The sequence below is a fragment of the Archangium sp. genome (genome assembly GCF_057119385.1).
Genome location: NZ_DBNGVP010000224.1, coordinates 1 through 6,405, shown reverse-complemented (window position 1 = coordinate 6,405; position 6,405 = coordinate 1). Strand labels below are relative to the sequence as shown.

The 6,405-nt window shown below is 70.0% G+C and carries 4 protein-coding genes; all 4 read right to left on the bottom strand.

The annotated features are described in order from the left end of the window. Window positions 1–482: 482 nt before the first annotated feature. Window positions 483–1,316 carry a hypothetical protein gene (locus AC16DP_RS50670; protein ID WP_329731322.1) on the bottom strand — a complete coding sequence of 278 codons (834 nt, stop codon included), beginning with the start codon at window positions 1,314–1,316 and terminating at the stop codon, window positions 483–485. A 61-nt stretch (window positions 1,317–1,377) separates the two neighbouring features. Then, on the bottom strand, window positions 1,378–3,885 hold the full coding sequence (locus tag AC16DP_RS50665) for a hypothetical protein (RefSeq protein WP_329731323.1): 2,508 nt from the start codon (window positions 3,883–3,885) through the stop codon (window positions 1,378–1,380). 87 nt (window positions 3,886–3,972) lie between these two features. Further along, on the bottom strand, window positions 3,973–4,899 hold the full coding sequence (locus AC16DP_RS50660; RefSeq protein WP_329731324.1) for a DUF2381 family protein: 927 nt from the start codon (window positions 4,897–4,899) through the stop codon (window positions 3,973–3,975). A gap of 87 nt (window positions 4,900–4,986) precedes the next feature. Then, on the bottom strand, window positions 4,987–6,405 hold a 1,419-nt coding region (locus AC16DP_RS50655), incomplete at its 5' end, for a serine/threonine-protein kinase (protein WP_483957122.1).

Here is a 6,405-nt window from a genome sequence, read left to right as displayed (position 1 = left end):
GCCTCGCGCGGGCTCTTGCCCTCGTGTTGCACCTGGTGGGCGATGTGCCGCAGGGCGCGCTGGAAGTCCGCCCGGCTCACCGGCACCGGCCGGGTGGTTCCACGGCCCGGCTCCACCACCGCCACCTCGTACACCACCGCCTCCGCGAACTCGGCGTCCGAGGCCGGGAGTGGTCGCGAAGACCAAGCACGAACCAACTCCCGAAAACAGCCTCGGTACGCATGGGCGTACTCGGTTTGTCCGGCTCCGTCACCTTGGCCAGGTACTGCGTCTGCACCTGAATGGACTTCTCCAAGTCCTCTACCCACTTCTTCCTGCCCCCCATGTAACTCACAGGCCCCCGCAACCGAGCCATCTCTTTTCCTCTCACCAATCAATCCCAATGCCATGTCAGCTCGAGGACAATCTTGTCCCCTTCACGGGCTTGGATGGGAATGCTCCTGGCGTTGCCGTGGAGCAGGTCCTGTGAAAACGGCTTGGGCTCAGGCGTTGAAGAGGGCGGGGAAGGCGGCCTTCAAGTCCAGCACCACCGGGTAGATGCGGCGGAAGTCCGCCATGTTTCGTATGCTCCTTTCGTACGCGGCCAGCGCCTCACGCGCCGCTTCCTGGGACCCATGGCCCTCGAGCGCCGCCACGAGTGCCCGCAGAAGGGGAGGCAACCCTCTTTCACTTGCAAAGACCTCGAGCCGCTTACGGCGCCCGATAGCGAGACAATGCTCCGCCGTCCCTATCAATCCGTGTATGTCGGTCTGGACCCATATGGCCTCGTCACTGTTGGGCTCCGGGAAGATGAGCCCATGGAAGCCCGACATCCGGCCCAGCCGGATGAGGCTATAGACTCGCTGGAGGGGCTGAAGTCCCATGTCATCCAGCACCGCGCCCGGGTCGGCGGACCGCGGCTCCTGACCCGTCACGAGCCCGGTGGAGAACCGCTCCGCATGGGAGAAGAAAATACATGCTAGAGACTCCTGGCCGCTGAGCGCAGAGGCGAGGGCGGCAGTCCTTGCCAACCATGCGTAGTTGGGAGCCCGCTCGGAGGTAAGGGCAGGCATCTCTCGCTCCAGGTAGGCATGGGCCAGGGAGGCGGCCCGAGCCCAGTAAGCCCGAGCCACTTCTTCCTCACCCTGCCAATGGCCGTAGAGACCGAGAGCGTACCAACTCTCGAAAACAGCCTCGGTACGCATGGGCGTACTCGGTTTGTCCGGCTCCGCCACCTTGGTCAGGTACTGCGTCTGCACCTGAATGGACTTCTCCAAGTCCTCTACCCACTTCTTCCTGCCCCCCTTGTAACTCACAGGCACCCGCAGTCGAGCCATCTCTTTTCCTCTCACCAATCAATCCCAATGCCATGTAAGCTCGAGGACAATCTTATCCCCTTCACGGCCTTGGATCGGAATGCGTATGGAACTGCTCGTGAACAGGTCCGCCATTTCTCGCGTTAGCGCCGTCTTGGGCGCGTAGATGAACAGGTGATAGCGCAACGTGTGGTCGTCCAGGAGTTGCCTGACAGTCGGCTGTCCGGCCTTGTCCAAGAAATAGTCCAGCCTGTTGCCATTCCAGCACGTCGATGAACTCGCCATTGCGCAGCACCCGGTCCGGCCCCTGGGACGCCACATGGCCCAGCTTGATGAGGTCCTCCCCGTCTCCCGGCAGTACGCTCAACGAGCGGTGCTCCGCCAACGCGCTGCTCAGGTGCTTGCTGATGTTCGCCAGGGACTTGGGCCCATTCCTCGGCCGCAGCGCCGCCTTCTTCACACTCAGCGTCACCCGGCCGTCGAGCCGCAGCACCTGCCCCTTGCCATACAGCACTTCCGCCGGTGTGGTGCGCACCATCTCCTCGAGGAACTCCTTCATGCGCGGGTACTGGGTGAACAGCCCGCTCCTCTCCAGGTCATCGAAGAGCCGCGCCAGGTTCTTCCACTTCGCTCCCAGCTTCGCCACCTGCGTGAGGAATTCATCCCCGCCATACTTCGCCACCGTACTGAAGCCCTCGGGGTTCACCTTCTTCAGCACCGCCAGCACCAACTCCCGCGCCGCCTCGCCCGTCCTTTCCGGCACCGTGCCCAGCAGCTTCGGCAGGGCCAGCAGCACCACTCGGAGAATGTCCTCCAGCTTCCCGTACTGGCTGGTGAACTCCACGATGCGGCCCACCAGCTTCCCCACGTCCCCCACCACCGGGATGACGCCCACCAGGCTCAGCCCCGCCCCCGCCCACTCGCCCTTGACGGCGTTGCCCACGGCGTCGCGCACGTCCGCCAGCGCGCCCACCACCCACCCCACCACGGGGATGAAGCTCGCGGCGCCTCCGGACAGCTGCCCCAGGAAGAACGGCACGCTTCCCCTGCACGGCTTCCAGCCCGACAGGGCCGTGCCTCCATCCCAGTCCGCCAGCGTGGGCGGCGTCCCGTTGGCCAGTTCGGCACTGTCCTCCAGCCCGTCCCCATCCGTGTCGAACGGGTCCGCCGCGGTCCCGGACGGCGGACCCTTCCCGGTGCCAGCCCCGGGCCCTGCCTGGGCCAGCACCTTGCGCGGATGCCCCGCGCCTCCTCGCGGCGCTCGGGTCTGCCTGGGCGTGCTGGGGCTGGCCTCCAGCGGGTCCGTGCCCCGCGCCTGCTCCTGCAGGCTCGTCCACCCATCCCCGTCCACGTCCTCGGCCCCATCCGCCGTCCCATCTCCGTCCGTGTCCGCGCGGGCCGGCATCAGGTGCACGCCCCCCCAGCGCAGCTCGAAGCCGTCCGTCAGGCCATCGCCATCCGTGTCCGCCGACAACGGGCTGGCCCCGTAACGCACCTCCACCTGGTCCGGCACCCCATCGCCGTCCACGTCCGTCACCTGGCCCGGGCGGAAGTGCACCCCCGCCCCGCTCATGGCCTCGAGCGCCTTGCGCCAGGCCCTCAGCCACTGCTCGCCCGCCTCTTCTTCCCGGCCCTGCTCCAGGTGGCGCGCGGCCTCCTCCCAGGCCCGCTCGGCCTCGTGGAAGGCAGGAGTCCCCGCCGCCACACGCGCTGCCTGCTCCGGCGCCGCCGGAGGCGAGGCGCCGAAGAGCAGGCGCGCATCGGTGAGCGAGACATACGCCGCCTGTTGCATCAGTTGCCGCAGGTCGGCCAGGGCGCTCGCGGCCGCCGGGTGGCCCTGGGCGCCAGCCGGCCACAGGCGCCGCACCTCCTGGCTCAGCCACAGGGCTCGCTCCAGCATCCTGGCGTCATGCACGCGCGAGACGTCGAAGAAGGCGCGCCGCATGTCCTCCCGCAGCTCGCGCACGGTGACGGTGAGGCCGTGGCCGGGAGCACTGGCGGCCAGGGGCTCCAGGGTGTCCAGCGCCCTCTCGAGCGAGGCCTTGCCGTTGCGCTCGAAGTGGGGCGGGACCGGGCCGCGCGTGGGCCGCTCCTGGCGCGTGGAGGGCGGCAGCTGCCAGGTGCGCACCAGCGCGGGCTTTCCCTGGTGAATCCAGTCCCACTCGTAGGTGAGCACCAGGCGCTGTCCGTCACCGGCTCCCACCGGAATGTGGACCGCCACCTCCTCCCGTCCCCGCTCGCGGTGGAGCACCCTCGGCAGGGGCAGGTGCGAGTCCGCCTCCAGCGGCTCCACCCGCAGCAGCTCGTCCTCGCCAAAGCCCAGGGAACACGCGGCCACCACCTGCGCCCCGGCCTCCACCCGCAGCCGCCCCGAGTCCACCACCCGTAGGGGCAGCACCACTGCCTCCCATGCCCCGGGCACCGGCACGCCCGCACGCACCACCTGGACGGCGTCCACCTCGGCCCGCTGCTTCACCGAGAGCGTCACCGGCTCCAGCCTCAGCTCTCCTCCGGCTGCGCTCAGGCTCAACCACAGGCAGCTCGCCACCACGAGCGCCTGGAGACTCCGGAGTCGGTAGGCTTTGTACATGGTCCCCTCCGGCACACGTGGGGTCACCCACGAGCAATGGAGAGCCCGAGCCTACCCGGATCCGTGCGGGCCGAGCTCCGGGCCCGGCTACGGGAAGGTGATGAGGCCGAGGGTGACGGTGCGCTTCTGCTCGGCGTCCCAGAGCGTGAGGGTGTACGTGCCCCGGGCCTCCTTCTCCGAGGCCAGCACCTCCACCACCACGCGGACTGGCTCCTGGGCACCAGGGTCGGTTGAGGGGACGGACTGCCAGAGCGGCAGTGGCTTCAACACCTCGCCCTTGGGCCCGCGCAGCACCGCGCCCGCCGCCAGCCAGGGCAATGTACCGGGATTCGTGAACTCCAGTTCCACCGCCACCCGGCCCTCCGTGCGGTAGCTGCGGGCTTTGTGAAGGCTCAGGGCATTGCCCCTGGCCTCGGTGATGCTTTCCAACAGGTCCTTGAAGGAAATGCCCCCCTCTCCCAGAAGCCCCGAGGCGAGCGCGCCCCGGAGTCCCTCGGGGGCGCCGCGCTCGGCGCGCAGCTGGCGCACCTCCTCCTGGCACTGCCGCGTCTCGGCCTGGGCTGTCTTCTCGCCCTCCTGGAAGGACGCCACCGGACGGGGCTGGCGAAACACCTTCACCTGAGACAGACCCAGCGCCGGGTGGGCCAACAGGAGGAAGCGGGCGCACCCGGGAGCGGCACCGTCCGCGAAGCACACCTCCAACTGGAAACGCTCCCCGGCCGCCAGGTTCTCCGGGGGCACCAGCAAGAGGTTCTGCTGCCCGGGAGCCACGTCCCCGAAGCGCTCCCGCTCCTGAATCCGCACGGACCCGGGCTGGAGTGCCGTGTCGAAGCGCAACGTGAGAGGCACATCCGGACTGATGCACACCGTGGGCGGTGTGGTGGAGGACTCGGCCGACAGCACGAGCTGGGGGCTCGCCGCCTCACACGCGTCCGCGGGGGACGGCGTGGAGGCCGGGGGGATGGGGGCGAGGAGGGCCAGCGCGAGCAGACCCACGGGGGACACGAGGGGCACGGGGAGTCAACCTCCGGGGGAAGGCGGGGCGTGGTGACGCGAGGCGTTGGCCTCTACCACACCTCCCGTCCCCTGTGCCGCCCGCGCCTACTCGAAGCGCTCCACCGCCCGGACGGACTGGTTGGAGAAGACGACGGCGGCGTCAGCGGGGCCGCCGACATCCTTCCTGTCCACGCCCGGGGGCTCCCCCCACCGGGTGCTGCGCCCAATCAGCTCCAGGCACACCGGGTACGTCTTGCCGGTGCTCAGGTCCCGGGCCTGGGTGAAGCGGCCGTATACGCGCTCGGGCCCGAGGTAGAGCCGCCCGGTGAGCTCGCCAACGTGCAACGGCCCTTGATAGGTGGGTTTACTTCCGAAGTGCACCGTCATCGGAGTGGACTCTCGCACGGTGACGCGCTGGGCGCTGCCCTCATGGGGGAACCATGCATAGGCCGTGTTGCTGATGCGGATACCCAGCTCCTCCATCGTCTTCACGGCACCGGGCGGGCAGTCGGCGGGCCGGGGCGGGGAATCCTGACGCACGGGGGGCACCTGCTGCGGCGTGCCGGCACAGGCCTGCAGGGCCAGCCCGGTGAGTCCGGCACAGGTGCTGCGCGCCAGGGAGCGAAGTTTCTTCTGCGGCGTCTTCACGGCAGGGGTGTCCTTGGAGGGCGCCGCGGGGGGCGCGGCGGGGGGCGCGGCGGCCACGGGGGTGGAGTCCGCGGGGGGCGGCGCCATGGCCGCGTCAGCTTCGGGCGGCTTGCGGGGGGGCGCCACTTCACCACCGTTGCCACCCCTCCACGTCGGCTGTGCCCAGGGCGGCGCCCAGGAGACAGGGCCCTGGGAGGACACGGGCACCGGGCGCGCGGGCACCCAGCGGCGCAGCAGTTGCTCGGCACCCAGGCCCGCCAGCACCAACACGCCCAGCACCAGCGCCGCCTTGAGCAGCGCGGCCAGCACGTCCGTGGGGCGCACCACGGCGGCCGGCCAGTCCAGCGGCACGGGGGTGGACGAAGGCCGCACCGGCCCGGGCGGAGGCTCCGGGGCAACGGCCGGGGCGGGCGCGGGCCGCTTGCCCCGCCGGGGTTTCTCCTCCACCCAGCGCCGCACCCAGTCCGGCTCGTCCCCCGCGTCCGCCACCGGCTCGCCGCTGTCCTTCTCCCCCCACGCGGGGAACAGGGGCACGTCCCAGGCCGCGTCCGCCTCGGACTCCTTCAGCACCGCCTCCAGCGCCTGGCTCAGCGCCTCGGCGCTCGCCAGCCGCCGTCCGGGCTCCTTCTCCAACAGCCTCATGCACAGCGCGCTCAGCGCCCGCGGTACCCGCTCGTTCAGCGCGTCGGGCGCCACCGGCTGGTAGGAGAGTATCTGCGCCAGCATCAGCGGCTCGGCGTCGTCAATGGGGTAGCCGTCCGTCAGCAGCGCGTAGAGGCTGACGCCCAGGGCGTACATCTCGTCGGCCGGGCTGTAGTCGTAGCGCTCCCCGGGCGGGTGGTTGTCGCGCAGGAAGAAGGCCACCGCCTCGGGGCT

What these genes read in the sequence shown, in the direction of transcription:
- AC16DP_RS50670 (WP_329731322.1), bottom strand. Translation starts at nt 1,316, where the DNA reads ATGGCTCGACTGCGGGTGCCTGTGAGTTACAAGGGGGGCAGGAAGAAG.
- AC16DP_RS50665 (WP_329731323.1), bottom strand. Translation starts at nt 3,885, where the DNA reads ATGTACAAAGCCTACCGACTCCGGAGTCTCCAGGCGCTCGTGGTGGCG.